Source organism: Streptomyces sp. NBC_00287 (assembly GCF_036173105.1).
Taxonomy (GTDB): domain Bacteria; phylum Actinomycetota; class Actinomycetes; order Streptomycetales; family Streptomycetaceae; genus Streptomyces.
Genome location: NZ_CP108053.1, coordinates 2568094 through 2584716 on the forward strand (window position 1 = coordinate 2568094; position 16623 = coordinate 2584716).

12 protein-coding genes are annotated in these 16623 nt (G+C 71.0%); 4 read left to right on the plus strand and 8 right to left on the minus strand.

The window, feature by feature from the left end; translation table 11 throughout:
• Nucleotides 1-3: 3 nt before the first annotated feature.
• From ftsW to rsmH, 8 genes are all read right to left on the minus strand, one after another.
• Nucleotides 4-1365, minus strand: a complete 1362-nt coding sequence (gene ftsW, locus OHT76_RS11735) for a putative lipid II flippase FtsW (RefSeq protein WP_328870724.1) — start codon at nucleotides 1363-1365, stop codon at nucleotides 4-6.
• 96 nt (nucleotides 1366-1461) lie between these two features.
• Nucleotides 1462-2901, minus strand: coding sequence for a UDP-N-acetylmuramoyl-L-alanine--D-glutamate ligase (murD, locus tag OHT76_RS11740; RefSeq protein WP_328870725.1), 1440 nt, complete (start codon nucleotides 2899-2901; stop codon nucleotides 1462-1464).
• Nucleotides 2883-3956 carry a phospho-N-acetylmuramoyl-pentapeptide-transferase gene (gene mraY, locus OHT76_RS11745; RefSeq protein WP_328870726.1) on the minus strand — a complete coding sequence of 358 codons (1074 nt, stop codon included), beginning with the start codon at nucleotides 3954-3956 and terminating at the stop codon, nucleotides 2883-2885. Before mraY ends, murD begins: the two co-directional genes overlap by 19 nt.
• The gene (locus tag OHT76_RS11750; RefSeq protein WP_328870727.1) at nucleotides 3953-5359 is read right to left on the minus strand and encodes a UDP-N-acetylmuramoyl-tripeptide--D-alanyl-D-alanine ligase; all 1407 of its coding nucleotides are present in this window, start codon (nucleotides 5357-5359) and stop codon (nucleotides 3953-3955) included. Before OHT76_RS11750 ends, mraY begins: the two co-directional genes overlap by 4 nt.
• Before the next feature lie 4 nt (nucleotides 5360-5363).
• A complete protein-coding gene (locus tag OHT76_RS11755) occupies nucleotides 5364-6884 on the minus strand; it encodes a UDP-N-acetylmuramoyl-L-alanyl-D-glutamate--2,6-diaminopimelate ligase (RefSeq protein ID WP_328870728.1) in 1521 nt (506 codons plus the stop codon).
• A 163-nt stretch (nucleotides 6885-7047) separates the two neighbouring features.
• Nucleotides 7048-9009: a peptidoglycan D,D-transpeptidase FtsI family protein gene (locus OHT76_RS11760; RefSeq protein WP_328870729.1), complete on the minus strand. Its 1962-nt coding sequence runs from the start codon at nucleotides 9007-9009 to the stop codon at nucleotides 7048-7050.
• A gap of 5 nt (nucleotides 9010-9014) precedes the next feature.
• The gene (locus OHT76_RS11765) at nucleotides 9015-9473 is read right to left on the minus strand and encodes a septum formation initiator family protein (RefSeq protein WP_328870730.1); all 459 of its coding nucleotides are present in this window, start codon (nucleotides 9471-9473) and stop codon (nucleotides 9015-9017) included.
• An 87-nt stretch (nucleotides 9474-9560) separates the two neighbouring features.
• Nucleotides 9561-10517 (minus strand): 16S rRNA (cytosine(1402)-N(4))-methyltransferase RsmH, encoded by a 957-nt coding sequence (gene rsmH, locus OHT76_RS11770; protein WP_328870731.1) that lies wholly within the window; start codon nucleotides 10515-10517, stop codon nucleotides 9561-9563.
• A 423-nt stretch (nucleotides 10518-10940) separates the two neighbouring features.
• Here rsmH and OHT76_RS11775 point away from each other — a divergent pair, with 423 nt between their 5' ends.
• The 4 genes from OHT76_RS11775 (at nucleotide 10941) to OHT76_RS11790 (ending at nucleotide 16509) form a co-directional block, all read left to right on the plus strand.
• Nucleotides 10941-11489, plus strand: coding sequence for a beta-class carbonic anhydrase (locus tag OHT76_RS11775; protein WP_328870732.1), 549 nt, complete (start codon nucleotides 10941-10943; stop codon nucleotides 11487-11489).
• A gap of 237 nt (nucleotides 11490-11726) precedes the next feature.
• Entirely contained in the window at nucleotides 11727-12767 is a 1041-nt protein-coding gene (locus OHT76_RS11780) for an AAA family ATPase (protein ID WP_328870733.1), read from the plus strand.
• Nucleotides 12767-14131 carry a DUF58 domain-containing protein gene (locus OHT76_RS11785; RefSeq protein WP_328870734.1) on the plus strand — a complete coding sequence of 455 codons (1365 nt, stop codon included), beginning with the start codon at nucleotides 12767-12769 and terminating at the stop codon, nucleotides 14129-14131. Before OHT76_RS11780 ends, OHT76_RS11785 begins: the two co-directional genes overlap by 1 nt.
• Nucleotides 14128-16509: a transglutaminase TgpA family protein gene (locus OHT76_RS11790; RefSeq protein WP_328870735.1), complete on the plus strand. Its 2382-nt coding sequence runs from the start codon at nucleotides 14128-14130 to the stop codon at nucleotides 16507-16509. The genes OHT76_RS11785 and OHT76_RS11790 overlap by 4 nt, the downstream gene beginning before the upstream one ends.
• Nucleotides 16510-16623: the final 114 nt, after the last annotated feature.

Here is a 16623-nt window from a genome sequence, read left to right on the forward strand (position 1 = left end):
AATTCACCGCTCTCCGGACGAACGCGCCACCGAGGCACGCCGTCGCATCGTGTTCCATCTCCGAGGCTCCCTGGTCGCAGCAGAGCCCCCAGCCCCCCGCTTTCTACCAAAGCGGGGTTGCCGCATCGAAAGCGCCGCCCGCGCAGCGGGCTCGTCGCGTGCGAAGGCGATCAGAAGCCCGATGGCGAACATGGTCGGCAGCAGGGCGGACCCTCCGTAGGAGAACAGCGGGAGCGGGACTCCGGCGATCGGCAGCAGACCGAGCACCGCACCGATGTTGATCACTGCCTGAGCGGTGATCCAGGTGGTCACGCCTCCCGCGGCATACCTCACGAAGGGGTCCTCCGTGCGTCCGGCCACGCGGATACCCGCATAGCCTAGAGCCGCGAAGAGGGCGAGCACCGACAGCGTCCCCGCCAGGCCCAGTTCCTCACCGGTGACGGCGAAGATGAAGTCGGTGTGGGCTTCGGGGAGTTGCCCCCATTTCTCCACGCTGGCACCGAGTCCGGATCCGAAGATTCCGCCGGACGCGAGCGCGTAGATCCCGTGCACCGCCTGCCAGCAGGTGTCACCGGGGCCCGGGTCGGTGGCGCCGATGCACTGCAGGCGGGCCATCCGGTTCGGGCTGGTCTTGATCAGGATCAGGCCGATCAGGGCGGCTACCGCGAGCACCCCGGCGAACAGCCGGGTCGGCGCTCCCGCCAGCCAGAGCAGGCCGAACAGGATCGCCGTCAGGATGATCGCCGTACCCATGTCGCCGCCGAGCATGATCAGCCCGAGCAGCATGAAGGCGACCGGGACCAGCGGCACCAGCATGTGCTTCCACTGGGTCAGCAGCTTCTTGTCCTGCTTGCGGGCCAGCAGATCCGCGCCCCACAGCACCAGCGCCAGCTTGCCGAACTCGCTGGGCTGGAGCAGGAAGGGGCCGCCGACGGAGATCCAGTTCTGGTTGCCGTTGACCGAGACCCCTATCCCCGGCACCTGCACCAGTGCCATCAGGAAGACGGCGCCCGCGATGATCGGATAGGCCAGCGCCCGGTGCAGCTTGACCGGCATCCGGGAGGCGGCGAACAGGAGCCCTGCGCCGATGAGCGCGGCCAGCAGCTGCTTGCGGAAGAAGTACGAGCCTGGCAGCGACATCTGCAGCGCCTTGATCTGGGAGGCCGAGTAGACCATCACCAGACCCAGCACCGTGATCAGCAGACTGCCGCCGAGGATCAGGTAGTACGCGGTCAGCGGCCGGTCCCAGGCCTTCTTCGCGCGCGTGTAGAGCCGCAGCAGGGGATTCTCGCGCGGGGGCCGGGGAGCGGCGGGGCTGCGGACGGCTCGCTGGGCCGGGGGGCGGCCCGTACGGCTACTGGACATCACCGGCTCCTCGCACGCACCCATCGAACCCGAGCCACATCCGAGTCACCCGTCCCTCCAAAGGGTCCCGAAGCACCCTAGGGCCGAGACCCGCCGTCAGGCGTCGGCGCCGAGTTCGCGGACCGCCTCCGCGAACGCGTCGCCGCGCTTGTTGTAGTTGGCGAACATGTCCATCGAGGCGCAGGCCGGGGCCAGCAGCACCGTGTCGCCCGCGGTGGCGAGCCGCCGGGCCTCCTGGACAGCCGCGAGCATCGCCCCAGTGTCGGTCCGGTCGAGGTCCACGACCGGTACTTCCGGGGCGTGTCGCGCGAGGGCTTCGCGGATCAGCGCCCGGTCGGCGCCGATCAGGACGACCCCGCGAAGTCGCTTTGCCGACTTGGTGACCAGCTCGTCGAAGGTGGCGCCCTTCGCAAGGCCGCCCGCGATCCACACGATCGACTCGTAGGCCGCCAACGAGGCTTCCGCCGCATGGGTGTTGGTGGCCTTGGAGTCGTCGATGTAGGCGACCCCGTCGAAGTCCCCCACCAGCGCGATGCGATGAGCGTCCGGAGTGAAGGCCCTGAGGCCGTCGCGTACGGCCTTGGCGGGCACCCCGAAGGCGCGTGCGAGGGCCGCCGCCGCCAGGGCGTTGGCGATGTTGTGCGGGGCCGGCGGGTTGACGTCGGAGACCTCGGCGAGCTCCTGGGCGTTCTCCTGCCGGTTCTCCACGAAGGCGCGGTCGACCAGGATGCCCTCCACGACGCCGAGTTGGGAGGGACCCGGGGTGCCCAGGGTGAAGCCGATGGCCCGGCAGCCCTCCTCGACGTCCGCCTCGCGCACCAGGTCCTCGGTCGCCTTGTCGGCGACGTTGTAGACACAGGCGACGCGATTGCCCTCGTAGATACGGCCCTTGTCGGCGGCGTACGCCTCCATGGAGCCGTGCCAGTCGAGGTGGTCGGGGGCGAGGTTGAGGACGGCGGCGGAGTGGGCGCGCAGGGAGGGCGCCCAGTGGAGCTGGTAGCTGGACAACTCCACGGCGAGGACGTCGTACTCCTCGTCTCCGAGGACCGCGTCCAGCAGGGAGACGCCGATGTTGCCGACGGCGGCCGTGCGCAGGCCCGCCGCCTTCAGGATCGCGGCGAGCATCTGCACGGTCGTCGTCTTGCCGTTGGTGCCGGTGACGGCGAGCCAGGGCGGGGCGTCGGGGCCGCGCAGGCGCCAGGCCAGTTCGACATCGCCCCAGATCTCCAGGCCGGCCGCGCGGGCCGCCTCGAAGAGCGGCTTGTCCGGCTTCCAGCCGGGCGCGGTGACGATGAGTTCGGTGCCCTCGGGCAGGGTCGCGCCGTCGCCGAGACGCACGGTGATGCCCAGCGCCTCCAGTTCCGCGGCCTGTTCACGCGCGCGTGCGTCGTCGCCGTCGTTGACGACGGTGACCCGCGCGCCCAGGCCGTGCAGCACCTTGGCCGCCGGGATGCCGGAGACGCCGAGCCCGGCGACGGTGACGTGCTTGCCCTGCCAGTCGAAAGGCTCCGAGGAGGTCACTTTTCCGCTGCCCATCCCGCGTAGAAGAGGCCCAGTCCGACGATCACACAGATGCCCTGGATGATCCAGAAGCGGACCACCACAAGGACTTCGGACCAGCCCTTGAGTTCGAAGTGGTGCTGGAGTGGCGCCATCCGGAAGACGCGCTTCCCGGTGAGCCGGAAGGAGCCGACCTGGATGACCACCGACATGGTGATCAGGACGAACAGGCCGCCCATGACGGCCACCAGCAGCTCCGTCCGGGAGCAGATGGCCAGGCCGGTCAGGACACCGCCGAGCGCGAGCGAACCGGTGTCGCCCATGAAGATCTTGGCCGGCGACGTGTTCCACCACAGGAAGCCGAGGCAGGCGCCCATCAACGCCGCGGAGATGACGGCGAGATCGAGCGGATCACGCACTTCGTAGCAGGCGTTGGGGCTGGGCAGGATCTGCGCGTTGGCACAGGACTCCTGGAACTGCCAGACGCCGATGAAGGTGTAGGCGCCGAAGACGAGGACGGAGGCGCCGGTGGCCAGACCGTCCAGACCGTCCGTCAGGTTCACGCCGTTCGACATCGCGAGGATCATGAACAGCGCCCAGACGACGAACAGCACCGGTCCGATCGTCCAGCCGAAGTCGGTGATGAACGACAGTTTCGTGGAGGCCGGGGTGTTGCCGCGGGCGTCCTCGAACTGCAGCGCGAGCACCGCGAAGGAGATACCGACGAGCAGCTGACCGGCCATCTTCGCCTTGGCCCGCAGACCCAGCGAACGCCGCTTGACGATCTTGATGTAGTCGTCCAGGAAGCCGACCAGGCCCATGCCGACCATCAGGCCGAGCACCAGCACACCGGAGTAGGTCGGCGGCTTGCCCGTGATGAGCTTCGACAGGAAGTACGCGGCAACCGTCGCCAGGATGAAGGCGATACCGCCCATGGTCGGCGTACCGCGCTTGCTGCCGTGCGTGCGCGGGCCGTCGTCGCGGATGTACTGGCCGTAGCCCTTGCGCGCGAGGAGCTTGATCAGCAGCGGGGTGCCGATCAGGGTCAGGAAGAGGCCAATGACTCCTGCGAACAGGATCTGCTTCATCATCGGGCGGCAACCTCACCCTCGGCACCGGTCTCGACGAGCGCCTGCGCCACGCTCTCGAGGCCGACCGAACGGGACGCCTTCACGAGTACGACGTCCCCTGGGCGCAACTCGCTGCGCAACAGGTCGACCGCCGCCTGTGCGTCGGACACGTGCACCGACTCCTCACCCCACGAACCCTCGTTATATGCGCCCAGTTGCAGCCAGGACGCTTCCCTGCCCCCGACCGCGACGAGCTTGCTGACGTTGAGCCGGACGGCGAGCCGTCCGACCGCGTCGTGCTCGGCGAGCGCCTCGTCCCCGAGCTCGGCCATCTTGCCGAGCACCGCCCACGTACGACGTCCCTTGCCCATTGCCGCGAGCGCGCGCAGGGCGGCTCGCATGGACTCGGGGTTCGCGTTGTAGGCGTCGTTGACGACCGTCACGCCGTCCGGGCGCTCGGTGACCTCCATCCGCCAGCGGGAGAGGGAGCCCGCCTCGGAGAGCGCGGTGGCGATCTCTTCCGCGGACATGCCCAGCTCGTGGGCGACGGCGGCCGCGGCGAGCGCGTTCGACACGTGGTGCTCACCGTACAGGCGCATGGTCACTTCGCTTGCACCGGAGGGTGTGTGAAGCATGAAGGCAGGCTGTCCGCTGTCCGTGAGTCGCACGTTCTCGGCGCGTACGTCCGCTTCGGCCGACTCTCCGAAAAGGATCACCTTCGCCTTGGTACGGGAGGCCATGGACCGGACCAACGGGTCGTCCGCGTTGAGAATCGCGGCCCCGTCCTCCGGAAGCGCTTCTACGAGTTCACCCTTGGCCTGCGCGATCTGCTCCCGGCCGCCGAACTCGCCGATGTGGGCGGTGCCGACGTTGAGCACGAGGCCGATGTTCGGGGGCGTGAGCTCGGTGAGGTAGCGGATGTGGCCGATGCCCCGGGCGCCCATCTCCAGCACGAGGAACTTGGTCTCCTCGGTGGCGGACAGGGCGGTCAGCGGCAGCCCGATCTCGTTGTTGAGCGAGCCGGGCGTGAACACCGTCGGCGCCTTGCGCCGCAGCACCTGGGCGATCAGGTCCTTGGTGCTGGTCTTGCCCGCCGAGCCGGTCAGCGCCACGAGGGGGGTGCCGAGCTTCCGTACGACGTGCCGGGCGAGGGCGCCGAGGGCCGTCTGGACGTCGTCCACGACGATCGCGGGCACGCCGACGGGCCGCGAGGCCAGCACGGCCGCCGCGCCCGCCTCGACGACCTGCGCCGCGAAGTCATGGCCGTCGACACGCTCGCCGACGAAGGCGACGAAGAGGCTGCCGGGCGCCACCTCACGGGAGTCCCGGACAACCGGTCCGGTGACCCGTACCGACGGATCCGGTATGTCGTACGTCTGCCCGCCGACGACTTCAGCGATCTCGGCGAGAGAGAGGGCGATCACAAGTTCATCCCTGGGTCTTCTGGATAGCTTCGCGAAGCACCTGGCGGTCGTCGAAGGGACGCACCACCCCGGCGATGTCCTGGCCCTGCTCATGGCCCTTGCCCGCGACCAGCACGGTGTCCCCGGGCTCGGCCCGGGCGACGGCGGCGGCGATCGCGGCGGCCCGGTCCTCGAAGACCTGGACCTCGCCGCGCTCGTGGGAGGGCACGGACGCCGCGCCCTGGAGCATGGTCGCGAGGATCGCGAGGGGGTCCTCGGAGCGGGGGTTGTCGGAGGTCAGTACGGCGATGTCGGCGAGACGGGCCGCGGCGGCGCCCATCGGCTCCCGCTTGGTCCGGTCCCGGTCGCCGCCGCAGCCGAGCACGATGTGCAGGCGACCGCTGGTCACTTTGCGCAGGGCCCGCAGCACGGATTCGACGGCGTCGGTCTTGTGGGCGTAGTCGACGACCGCGAGATAGGGCTGGCCCGCGTCCACCCGCTCCAGGCGGCCGGGCACCCCGGGGACGGCGGCGATGCCGTCGGCGGCGGACTGCGGGTCGAGGCCCGCGACGGCCAGGGAGACGATCGCGGCGAGGGTGTTGGCCACGTTGAACGGGCCGGCCAGCGGCGAGCGGGCGCTGATCCGCTCACCCTGCGGGCCGATCACCGTGAACGTCGAGTCCATGGGCCCGACCTGGACGTCCTCGGCCCGCCAGTCGGCGTCGGGGTGGCCCTCGGCGGAGAAGGTGACGACGGGGACCGTGGCTTCCTTGGTGAGTCGGCGGCCGTACTCGTCGTCAAGGTTGATCACACCGAGTCTGCTGCGTTTCGGCGTGAACAGCTGCGCCTTGGCCCGGAAGTAGTCCTCCATGTCGGAGTGGAACTCCATGTGCTCCGGGCTGAGGTTGTTGAAGACCGCGATGTCGAAGACGCAGCCGTCGACCCGGCCGAGGACCAGCGCATGGCTGGAGACCTCCATGGCGACCGCTTCCACACCGCGCTCGCGCATGACGGCGAACAGGGCCTGGAGGTCGGTGGCTTCGGGAGTGGTGCGCTCGGACTTGATGCGCTCGTCGCCGATGCGCATCTCCACGGTGCCGATCAGGCCGGTCGAGCGGACGGTCTTCAGGCCGCCCTCGACGAGATAGGCGGTGGTGGTCTTGCCGGAGGTGCCGGTGATGCCGATCTGGAGGAGATCGCGGCCGGGGTGGCCGTAGATCGTGGCCGCCAGTTCGCCCATCTGTCCGCGCGGGTCGTCCACGACCAGCACGGGCAGGCCCGTGGCGGCGGCGCGTTCGGCGCCGGTCGGGTCGGTGAGCACGGCGACCGCGCCGAGGCCCGCGGCCTGGGTGACGAAGTCGGCGCCGTGCAGCCGGGCGCCCGGCAGAGCGGCGTACAGATCGCCGGGACGGACGGCGCGCGAGTCATGGGTGATGCCCGTGACCTCCGCGTCCTGACCCGGCCTTGCGGCACCCAGCTGGCCGGCGAGCTCCGCGAGGGGTGTGGCGGAGACCTGGACCGGCCTGGGCGGCCCGGGATATGTCACGGGTGCGCCCTTCTGGGTGGTTTGGGACTGATCAGCGTGTGGCACGGCGGTGAGCGTACCGGGCCCACCCGCCTCGGAGCGAAGCGAGGCGGCGGACGTTCCTTGGTTCCCGGAATCCGGGGTGATCGTTGTCACGAGGTGGTTCCTGGCTGCTCGGGGCTGATCAGGGTGTGAAGGTGACCGGGAGCTTGGCGGCCGGGGCCCCGGTCGGCGGGACCTGGAGGGTCTTCAGCGCGAACTCCATGACTTTCTTGTAGACGGGGCCGCAGATCTGGCCGCCGAAATAGTTGCCCTTGGTGGCGTTCTGGATGGCGCAGTAGACGGTGATCCGCGGCTGGTCGGCGGGCGCGAATCCGGCGAACGACGAGGTGTAGCCGCGGTACTTGCCGGTGGCCGGATCCACGCGGTTGGCCGTACCCGTCTTGCCCGCGACCCGGTAGCCGGGGATGCGGGCCTTGGTTCCGGTGCCTTCCTCGTCGTCTACGACCGACTCCAGCATCTGGGCCAGGGTCTTCGCCGTCTTCGCGCTCACGACCCGCTTCTTCTCGGGCTTCGGGGCGGGAGTGAAGCGTCCGTCGGGTCCCTCGGTGCCGCGTACCAGGGTGGGTTCCACGCGTACGCCGCCATTGGCGATCGTCGAGTAGACGGAGGCGGCCTGCATCGCGGTGACGGAGACGCCCTGGCCGAAAGGAATCGTGTACTGCTGCGAGGTCGACCACTGGTCCGGCGGCGCGAGGATGCCCTTGGTCTCGCCGGGGAAGCCGAGCCCGGTGTAGCTGCCGAGGCCGAATTTGCGGAGATAGGAGTAGAGGACCTGGTTGGACTCCTTCTGCGTCTTGCCCAGCTGCCCGGTGGCCAGGATGGTGCCGATGTTGCTGGACTTGGCGAGCACGCCGTTGAGCGTGAGGTACCAGGTGGGGTGGTTGATGTCGTCCTTGAAGAGACGGTCGCCGCGGTGCAGCCGGTTGGGCACCACGACATGGGTGTCGGGGGTGGCCGCGCCCTCTTCCAGTACGGCGGCCATCGACAGCACCTTCGCCGTGGAGCCGGGCTCGTAGGCGTCCTCCAGGCTCCAGTTGTGCAGGGAGTTCGCGTCGGCCTCGGAGAGGTCGTTGGGGTCGAAGCCGGGCGAGTTGGCCATGGCGAGGATCTCGCCGGTCTTCGTGTCCTGCACGATCACATAGCCGCGGTCGGCCTTGGACTCCGCCACCTGTTCGCTGATCGCGTTCTGCGCGGCCCACTGGATGTCGCGGTCGATGGTGAGCTCGACATCGCTGCCGGGCACGGCTGGCGTCTCGGTGGAGCCGGCGGTGGGCACCTGGCGGCCGCCGGACTGGGCGTAGCGGATCTTGCCGTCCTCGCCGGCGAGCTCCTCCTCGAGCTGCTGCTCGACTCCGCCGCCGCCCTTGCCGTCGTAGTTGACCCAGCCCAGTATCCCGGCGGCGAGGTCGCCGTTGGGGTACACGCGCTTGCTGCTGGCGACCGAGAAGACGCCCGCGAGGACGTTGACGGTGCTCGGGTCGGTCTCCGCCTTGGTGGCGAGCGCGCTCTTGAGGTCCTTGATCTGCTTCCAGACCTGCGGGGTCTGCCGGCGGGAGAGCAGGACGTACTGGCCCTTGGTCCTGAGCTTCTTGGTCAGGGCGGCCTGGTCCTGGCCGAGGATCGGGGCGAGCAGCGCGGCCGCCTGCTCGGGCCCGTCGCCGACCTTCAGGGACTTGCGCGTGAACAGCGTGGGGTCGGCGGTGATGTCGTACGCGTCCACGCTGGCGGCGAGGGCCACGCCGTTGCGGTCGGTGATGCCGCCGCGCTCGGCGGCCAGGGTGTAGCCGACGTACCGGTTCTTCTCGGCCTTGGCGGCATATGTGCTGGCGTCGACGGCCTGGACCTGGAGGAGGCGTACGACGAAGGCGATCAGGACGAGGGTCAGCGCCAGGCTCACCATGCGCAGCCGGGGACGGGGGCTGCCCAGCTTCAGGGCGGCGGGGGCCGCGGGGCGAGGCCGCGGCGGCGCCGGGCGGCGGGCCGGGCGGGCGCCGGGGCCCGGGGCGCGCCGGCCGCCGGGGCGGTCGGCCCGTGCGGGTCCGGGCACGCGGCGGCGCGGCGGTTGCTTGCCTGAGTCGGCCACTTCCGTCACCTGCCGGGGGTCGTGAGGGTCGAAGGCGTGGTCGTGAACGCCTCGGGGGCCAGGACGAGCGGGTTGTACACGGCGGTCTGGTGAGCGGCGGCGGGGGCCGGTGAGGGTACGCCCTTGACCGTGCCGTCGGGGTCGAGGAAGGCGGGGTCGCCGCCCGGCACCATGCCGAGCTCACGGGCCCGGCGCTGGAGGGCGTCGGGGGCCGAGTAGGCGTCGACGTCCCGCTGGAGCGCCTGTTCCTCGTCGGTGAGGCTCTTGGTCTCCTTCTGGAGGTCGTCGAGCCGGAACGCACCCTCGCTCAGGGCGGAGTTCAGCACCAGCAGTCCGATCAGACCGCCGCCGAGGAGCAGGACGACAAGGAGGACGAAGGGGGTGCGGGCGGCCTGGCCCCGTCCCGTCGGGAAGAGCCGCGCGAGCCGCGCGGCCCTGCCCCTCAGTTCGGGTTTCCTACTCACTCGCCCTCCCCCGGATTCGGTTGTCCAACCTGTACGACCGGAGCCGCGTCCAGGTTTCAAACCCACGCGCCCGCCCGTCCGGATGGCTCACTCGACGTCCTCCCTGATGCGCTCCGCCCCGCGCAGTCGCGCCGGTGCCGCCCGCTTGTTCTCGGCGACCTCTTCCTCGGTGGGAAGTTCGGCACCGCGCGTGAGCAGCTTGAGCCGCGGCTGGTACTGCTCGGGGACGACGGGCAGCCCGGGCGGCGCGGTGGTGGCGGCCCCGGCCGCGAAGACCTGCTTCACCAGCCGGTCCTCCAGCGAGTGGTACGACAGCACGGCGATCCGTCCGCCCACGGCGAGGGCCTTCACGGCGGCCGGGATGGCCCGCTCCAGCACGGACAGCTCGCCGTTGACCTCGATGCGCAGCGCCTGGAAGGTGCGCTTGGCCGGGTTGCCGCCGGTGCGCTTGGCGGCCTGGGGCAGCGAGTCCCGGATCAGCTCCACGAGCCGCGCACTGTTGGAGAAGGGCTCCTTCTCCCGCTCGCGGACGATGGCGGACACGATCCGCTTGGCCTGCTTCTCCTCGCCGTACGCGCGCAGGATCCGGACGAGCTCGCCGGGCGGGTAGGTGTTGAGGACCTCGGCGGCGCTGATGCCGGTCGTCTGGTCCATGCGCATGTCCAGGGGGGCGTCCTGGGCGTAGGCGAAGCCGCGGTCGGCCTCGTCGAGCTGCATGGAGGAGACACCGAGGTCGAACAGAACGCCCTGCACGCGCGCGAGGCCGAGCCGGTCCAACACGTCGGGCAGCTCGTCGTACACGGCATGCACCAGGGTGGCCCGCTCGCCGAAGGGGGCGAGCCGCTCGCCGGACAGGCGCAGCGCCTCCTTGTCCCGGTCCAGGGCGACAAGCCTGGCCTCGGGGAACCGCTGGAGGAGGGCCTCGCTGTGGCCGCCGAGCCCGAGGGTGCAGTCGACGACGACCGCTCCGGGGGCCTGGAGGGCGGGGGCCAACATGTCCAGGCACCGCTGGAGCATCACCGGGACATGTCGACTGTTGCTCAAGGGGCCCTCTCAGGTCCGGCGGGCGGTACGCACTGCCGGGTCCCCGCCCTTCCCCCAGTGAAGGGGAGGCCTGCCGGCGCCAAAAGCGTCAGCCGGCCGGGAGCGGGAGGAGGCCGAGCCGTACGTACGCGCCGCGCACGTGGGGAGATCTCCGGCGGGCGCGCCGGGTCCTACGGGAAGTTCAGTCCAGCAGGGAGACCTCGCCTCCCGCTTCGCGTCACTTTAGTCCACCCTGTCTCGCGGTCAATCAACCGGCCTGCGCGTCGCGGCCCGGGGTCGGCGCGAAGCCCGGCGCCGGGGAAATTCACTCCTACAGGCGCACTCGTGCCACCCTTGTGGGTTAGCTCACAACAGGACTCAATGACGTTCTTTGTCCCCTCTCACATCCTGCTCGGAACGGACGTGACCAGTACCGTCATAGCTATGACGACATCTGCATCGGTTCCCGCGGGTCCCCAAGGCGCCATAGCCGATGGCGGCACGGTCACCGACCGTCTCGTCGAGGCGAACGAGCGGTACGCCGCCGCGTTCTCCGACCCGGGTATGGACGCCCGCCCCGTCCTGCACGTCGCCGTCGTGGCCTGCATGGACGCGCGGCTCGACCTGCACAAGGCGCTGGGCCTCGAGCTCGGCGACTGCCACACCATCCGCAACGCGGGCGGCGTGGTCACCGACGACGTGATCCGCTCGCTCACGATCAGCCAGCGCGCGCTCGGCACCCGCAGCGTCGTGCTCATCCACCACACCGGCTGCGGTCTGGAGACGCTCACCGAGGAGTTCCGGCACGATCTGGAGATGGAGGTCGGCCAGCGCCCGGCCTGGGCCGTGGAGGCCTTCCGGGACGTCGACCAGGACGTTCGGCAGTCCATGCAGCGCGTGCGGACCTCGCCGTTCCTGGTGCACACCGACGACATCCGCGGCTTTGTCTTCGACGTGAAGACGGGCCTGCTGCGCGAGATCGACCCCGCGTAACCTCCCGTCGAAGCTGTCGTTTCGCTGTTGATTTCCTGCTCCGGGGTGCCCAAAAGGCGGTAAGACCCGACATATCGCAGGCAGTTGTCCACAGGCGAGTGACACGAATCGGTAACGGCAGCAAGAATGCGGGTGTGGCGTCACACGGAACTTTTCACGTGTGGTGTCCGTGTTTCGGGGTGGGCCGGTCCGCATCGCAGAGCGTCGGCCCGGAAAGAACGGGCCGAGGAGGGCCGGGTGACGACCTATGACGATCGAGCGAGCCTCACTGATCTGACCGCCACCGTCGAGCGAGTCCGCAGTTCGGTGGAGGGAGTGATCGAGGGCAAGCCCGAGGTCGTACGGCTTTCGCTGACCGTGCTGCTCGCCGAGGGACATCTTCTGATCGAGGATGTTCCCGGCGTGGGCAAGACAATGCTGGCCAAGGCGCTGGCACGGTCGATCGACTGTTCAGTGCGGCGTATCCAATTCACCCCCGACCTGCTGCCCTCGGACATCACCGGTGTGTCCATCTGGGACCAGCAGCGCCGGGACTTCGAGTTCAAGCCGGGCGCGATCTTCGCGCAGATCGTGATCGGCGACGAGATCAACCGCGCCTCGCCCAAGACCCAGTCCGCGCTGCTGGAGTCCATGGAGGAGCGGCAGGTCACCATCGACGGGCAGACCTACGAGCTGCCCAGCCCCTTCATGGTGGTGGCCACCCAGAACCCGGTCGAGATGGAGGGCACCTACCCGCTGCCGGAGGCCCAGCGCGACCGCTTCATGGCCCGGGTCTCCATCGGCTACCCGAGCGCGGAGGCCGAGCTGCAGATGCTCGACATCCACGGCGGGGTGAACCCGCTGGACGACCTCCAGCCGGTGGCCCATGCGCACGAGATCGTGAAGCTGATCGACGCCGTCCGCGGTGTCCATGTCGCCGAACCGGTCCGGCGCTACGCCGTGGACCTGGTCGCCGCCACGCGTACCCACCCCGACCTCAGACTCGGCGCCTCCCCGCGCGCGACGCTGCATCTGTTGCGCGCGGCGAAGGCGTCCGCCGCGCTGAGCGGTAGGGAGTACGCGCTGCCGGACGATGTGCAGGCCCTCGCCGTGGCCGTCCTGGCCCACCGGCTGCTGCCCACCGCCCAGGCCCAGCTCAACCGCCGGACGGCGGAGCAGGTCGTCCAGGAGATCCTGCAGCGCACCCCGGTGCCCGCCGCGCCGCAGCAGCAGAGCGGCTTCGGGGGCCTCGGCCGCGGCGCCCCGGCGTATCCCCAGCAGCCGCCGCGGAGGCTGTGATGAGCACCGGGGGGACGGGGCACGCGGAGGCCGACCGGGGCGAGCAGGGCGGGGTGCGCACCGCGCTGGCGGGTCTGACCACCCGCGGCCGCTCCTTCCTGGCCGCCGGTGTGGCGGCCGCGATCTGCGCATACGTCCTCGGGCAGAGCGATCTGCTGCGCGTGGGTCTGCTGCTCGCGGTGCTGCCCCTGGTCTGCGCGACCGTGCTCTACCGCACGCGCTACCGGGTCGCCGGCAGCCGCCGGCTCTCCCCCGCGCGCGTGCCAGCCGGCAGCGAGGCCCGGGTCCATCTGCGGATGGACAACGTCTCCCGGCTGCCCACCGGCCTGCTGATGCTCCAGGACCGGGTCCCGTACGTCCTCGGCCCGCGCCCCCGCTTCGTACTGGACCGGGTGGAGGCGGGCGGCCGCCGCGAGGTGTCCTACCGGGTCCGCTCCGACCTGCGCGGCCGCTACCCGCTGGGCCCGCTCCAGCTGCGCCTGAGCGACCCCTTCGGCATGTGCGAGCTGACCCGGTCCTTCTCCACGTACGACACCCTGACGGTGATCCCGCGCGTGGAGCCGCTGCCACCGGTGCGCCTGACCGGCGAGGCCAAGGGGTACGGCGACGGACGGCAGCGCTCGCTGGCGCTGGCCGGCGAGGACGACGTGATCCCGCGCGGCTACCGCTACGGCGACGATCTGCGCCGCGTGCACTGGCGCCTGACCGCGCGCTACGGCGAGCTGATGGTGCGCCGGGAGGAGCAGCCGCAGCGCTCCCGCTGCACGGTGCTGCTGGACACCCGGGGCCTGGCCTTCCAGGGCGCGGGCCCGGACTCGGCCTTCGAGTGGGCCGTGTCGGGCGCCGCCTCCGCCCTCGTACACATGCTGGAGCGGGGCTTCTCGGTACGGCTGCTGACGGACACCGGCAGCTCCGTGCCCGGTGAGGGCGCCGACGGATTCGCCGGTGCCAGCCAGGAGTCGGCGGACGCGGCCGGGCTGATGATGGACACCCTCGCCGTGATCGACCACTCCGACGGCACCGGCCTGTCCCGGTCGTACGACGTGCTGCGCGGCGGGAACGAGGGGCTGCTCGTGGCGTTCTTCGGCGACCTCGACGAGGAGCAGGCCGCGGTGGCCGCCAAGATGCGCCAGCGCAGCGGGGGCGCGGTCGCCTTCCTGCTGGACAGCGAGACCTGGGTGCGGGAACCGACCGACGTGGCCGGGCCGTTGGACGGGAGCGAGGAGCGGCTGCGGATGCTGCGGGAGGCGGGCTGGACGGCCCTGAGCGTGCCGCGGGGCGCTTCCTTGGAGGAGCTGTGGCGCCAGGCGGACCGTGAGCGCGCGGGCGTCGTCGCCGCGAGTGGTGGGGAGGGACCGGGATGAGCGGACGGGCACGACTGGCGCTGTGCGCCGCCGTGGCCACACTGGCCGCGGCCTGCGCCCTGCTGCCGCTCGTCGAGGAGGCCACCTGGCTCTTCCAGGCGGTCTTCCTGCTGGCCGTGCAGACCGGCGTGGGCATGGCGGCCCGCCGGGTGCCGCTGGCCCGGGCGCTGACCGTGGCGGCGCAGGCGCTGGTCACGCTGATGCTGCTGACCCTGACCTTCGCCCGGGAGCAGGCGCTGCTCGGGCTGATTCCGGGGCCCGAGGCCATCACCCACCTCGGCGACCTGCTCCGGACGGGCACGGACGACGTCGGCAGATACGCCATTCCGGCGCCGCTGTCCGACGGCATCCGGCTGATGCTCGTCGGCGGAGTGCTGATCATCGGTCTCGCGGTGGACACCCTCGCGGTGACCTTCCGCAGCGCGGCCCCGGCCGGGCTGCCGCTGCTCGCCCTGTACTCGGTCGCCGCGGGTCTCTCCGACGGCGGCGCCGACTGGCTGTGGTTCCTGGTCGCGGCGGCCGGCTATCTGATGCTGCTGCTGGCCGAGGGCCGGGACCGGCTCTCGCAGTGGGGCCGGGTCTTCGGCGGCGCCCCGCGCGCCCCGAGCGGTGAGCCCAGTGGCGCGGTGGCACCGGTGCGCACCGGGCGGCGGATCGGCGTGGTCGCGCTGGGCATCGCCCTGGTGGTGCCGCTCGGGCTGCCCGCGATGAACGGCGGTCTGCTGGACGGCACCGGCACCGGAGTGGGCTCCGGATCCGGCGGTGGCGGCACGATCTCCGCGGTGAACCCGCTGGTGTCGCTGCGCGACAGCCTGAACGTGGACGAGGACCGCCAGGTCCTCTCCCTGCGCACCACCACCGACGATCTGTCCAACATGTATCTGCGGATCGTGTCCCTGGACGACTTCGACGGCACCACGTGGAAGCCGGCCAAGCGGAACATCACCTCGGTGCCGCAGGAGTTCCCCACCCCCATCGGCCTCGGCCCCGACATCAAGCGCGCGGAGGTGGAGACCCGGGTCTCGGCCGCGAACTGGTACGCCCAGGACTGGCTGCCGATGCCATATCCGCCGAGCGGCGTGGACATCGAGGGCAACTGGCGTTACGAACCGCTCGGCATGACCCTCGTCGGCGACCACGGCCAGAACACCCGCGGTCTGACGTACACGGTGCGCAGCCTCGATGTGCAGCCGACCGCGGATCAGCTCGCCGACGCTCCGGAGCCGTCGGCGGCCATCAAGCGGGAGTTCACCAAGCTGCCGTCGTCGCTGCCGGAGGAGGTGGCCCGGACCGCGCGCGAGGTCACCGAGGGCGCGAACAGCCACTACGAGCAGGCGGTCAAGCTCCAGGAGTACTTCGCCGTCACCGGAGGCTTCCAGTACGACACCGAGGTGCAGGTCGGCAGCGGCTCGCAGGCGATCGTCCGGTTCCTGCGGGACAAGCAGGGCTTCTGTGTCCACTTCTCCTTCTCGATGGCGGCGATGGCCCGCTCGCTGGGCATACCGGCCCGGGTGGCGGTGGGCTTCGCGCCCGGCACCCCGCAGGGCGACGAGTCGGTGTCGGTGGGCCTGAAGGACGCCCACGCCTGGCCGGAGCTGTACTTCGAGGGCGTCGGCTGGACCCGCTTCGAGCCGACCCCGACCCGGGGCTCGGTGCCGTCGTACACGCAGACGGACGCGCCCGGCAGCAGCCTGCCGGATGTTGGGCGGCCGACCCAGTCGGCGAGCTCGGCCCCCAGCGCGGCGCCCTCTGAGAGCGAGAGCTGTGCGGCGGGCGGCAACCCGGAGCTGTGCGCGAGCGAGTCCCCGCAGGCCGCGCTGGCCAAGGACGACGACGGCCCGAAGTGGTACGTCGTCCTGGCCTGGTCCCTGGCCGGACTCGCGGCCCTGCTGATCCCGCTGTCGCCGATGCTGTGGCGGCTGCGCGCCCGGGCGGTTCGGCTCGGGGCGCACGGCCGCGGTGAGGCCGATGTGGCGCCGCACATCCTGGCGGTCTGGCAGGAGCTGACCGACACGGCATGGGACTTCGGGATCGCGCCGGACGAGTCACAGACCCCGCGCAAGGCGGCGGCCCGGATCGTACGGCTGGGGCATCTGGACCCGGAGGCCGCTGCCTCGGTGCACCGGGTGGCGGACGCCGTGGAGCAGGTGCTGTACGCCCCCCGGCCGCGTCCCACGGCGGGGCTGGCCGAGGACGTCCGCCGGGTGGTCGCCGGCCTGCGGAGCACGCTCAGCCGGGGCACGCGACTTCGAGCGCTGTTCATGCCGCGCTCGACCGTGCGTGTGGTGTGGGCGGCCTCGGCGTGGTGGAGCGGGGTCAAGAAGCGGGTGTCCGCGACCCGGCCGCCGGTGCGCAAGCCCTCGGGGCAGCAGAGCTGAGACCGGGGACGACAAGGCCCGGGCGGGATCTCCCGCCCGGGCCTCTTTGTATGCCTCGCTGTGTGGACTGCTGTATGCGCCGACCCAAGGGCGTGAACGCGTGCGTGAGGGGGC